Annotated in this window: 1 protein-coding gene and 1 pseudogene; both read left to right on the top strand. The window is 54.8% G+C overall.

Going from position 1 to position 1,938, the window contains the following annotated elements; translation table 11 throughout:
* The first annotated feature begins 184 nt into the window (after positions 1-184).
* Positions 185-1,225: a Holliday junction branch migration DNA helicase RuvB gene (ruvB, locus tag QVP67_RS04325; protein WP_022162326.1), complete on the top strand. Its 1,041-nt coding sequence runs from the start codon at positions 185-187 to the stop codon at positions 1,223-1,225.
* 16 nt (positions 1,226-1,241) lie between these two features.
* A pseudogene (locus QVP67_RS04330) lies at positions 1,242-1,938 on the top strand (oligosaccharide flippase family protein); the annotation flags it as partial.

A 1,938-nucleotide genomic window follows, 5' to 3' on the forward strand; every position in this document is an offset into this window, starting at 1 on the left:
AGTGTCCCACAAATGTATTGCAAGTGTCGCTCGCGAGCCGTGCAAGTGTGGCAGAAGGCGGTGGTCTCTGCTTGCGAAAAGCGTCTCCCTTTTTCGGTTATTCCAAAATTAATTAGTTATTTTGCACGTGCCAAGAACGGTGTGCGCCATCAGTGGCATGCCGTGTAGAATGTGGAAATAAAAAATGGAACAGGAAAACTTTGACATACGCAGCCAGCAATTGGCTTCGGGCAAGGAAAAGGACTTTGAGAATGCGCTCCGGCCGCTTAGTTTCGAGGACTTCAGCGGGCAGGACAAGGTGGTAGACAACCTGCGCATTTTCGTCAAGGCTGCTCGCCTGCGCGGCGAGGCTCTTGACCACGTCCTGCTTCATGGCCCTCCCGGACTGGGAAAAACGACACTTTCGAACATTATCGCCAACGAACTGGGCGTGGGCTTCAAGATTACTTCCGGCCCTGTGCTCGACAAACCGGGCGACCTGGCCGGCATTCTGACCAGTCTGGAGACCAACGACGTGCTTTTCATCGACGAGATACACCGCCTCAGTCCGGTAGTGGAAGAGTACCTTTACTCGGCTATGGAGGATTACCGCATCGACATCATGATCGACAAGGGTCCCTCGGCACGCAGCATACAGATTGATTTGAATCCCTTTACGCTGGTAGGGGCAACGACGCGTAGCGGTCTGCTGACGGCGCCGCTCCGTGCCCGTTTTGGCATCAACCTGCACCTGGAGTATTACGACGACGACGTGCTGGCCGGCATTATCCGCCGTTCGGCGCAGATTCTGAACGTACCTTGCTCTACCAGAGCCGCGGCCGAAATCGCATCGCGCAGCCGTGGTACGCCCCGTATCGCCAATGCCCTGTTGCGCCGTGTACGCGACTTTGCCCAGGTGAAAGGATCGGGCAGCATCGACACCGAAATTGCCCAGTTTGCCCTCGAAGCCCTGAACATCGATAAGTACGGGCTCGACGAGATAGACAACAAGATTCTGACCACCATCATCGACAAGTTTCGTGGCGGTCCCGTGGGGCTGACTACCATCGCCACCGCATTGGGCGAGGACGCCGGCACTATCGAAGAAGTGTACGAGCCTTTCCTCATCAAAGAAGGTTTCATCAAGCGCACGCCGCGCGGACGCGAGGTGACGGAGTTGGCATACAAACATTTAGGACGCAGTTTGTATAGCGGCGACGGCAGACAGCCGTCTCTGTTTGACTAAGAAGAAGTATTTGGTTATGGCAAATTTAAAATCGCTTGCAAAGGAAACAGCCATTTACGGTCTGAGTAGCATCGTAGGGCGTTTTCTGAACTACCTGCTCGTGCCGGTGTACACCCTTGCCATGTCGGCCGAGTCGGGAGGCTATGGGGTAGTGACCAATATATACGCCTGGGTGGCGTTGGCACTGGTACTGCTTACATTCGGTATGGAGACGGGTTTCTTCCGCTTCGCCAATAACGGCAAGGACGACCCGATGCGGGTCTATTCCACAACGCTGTTGGGAGTAGGCGGAGTGGCGCTTACGTTTCTGGTGTTGGGCTTGCTGTTTTTGCAACCCATTGCCGGTTTGCTGGGTTATGCCGAGCATCCCGAATACGTGGGTATGATGATGGCCGTTGTGGCCATGGACGCATTTCAGAGCATTCCCTTCGCTTATCTTCGCTACAAGAAGCGTCCCATCAAGTTTGCCGCGCTGAAGCTGCTGTTCATCTTCCTGAACATTGCGCTCAACCTGGCCTATTACGTGTGGATGAAAGGCAGTGACGTAGGCTATGCCTTCCTGTTCAACCTGATATGTACGTCCACTGTGATGCTTTGCCTGATACCCGAATTGCGCGGCTTCCGCTATGCGCTTGACCGGGCCTTGCTGCGACGCATGCTTTCCTATAGTCTGCCGCTGCTGGTGCTTGGCTTGGCCGGCATTTTGAACCAGG

The organism is Bacteroides sp. CAG:633, assembly GCF_000435115.1.
Taxonomy (GTDB): Bacteria; Bacteroidota; Bacteroidia; order Bacteroidales; family Bacteroidaceae; genus Bacteroides; species Bacteroides ndongoniae.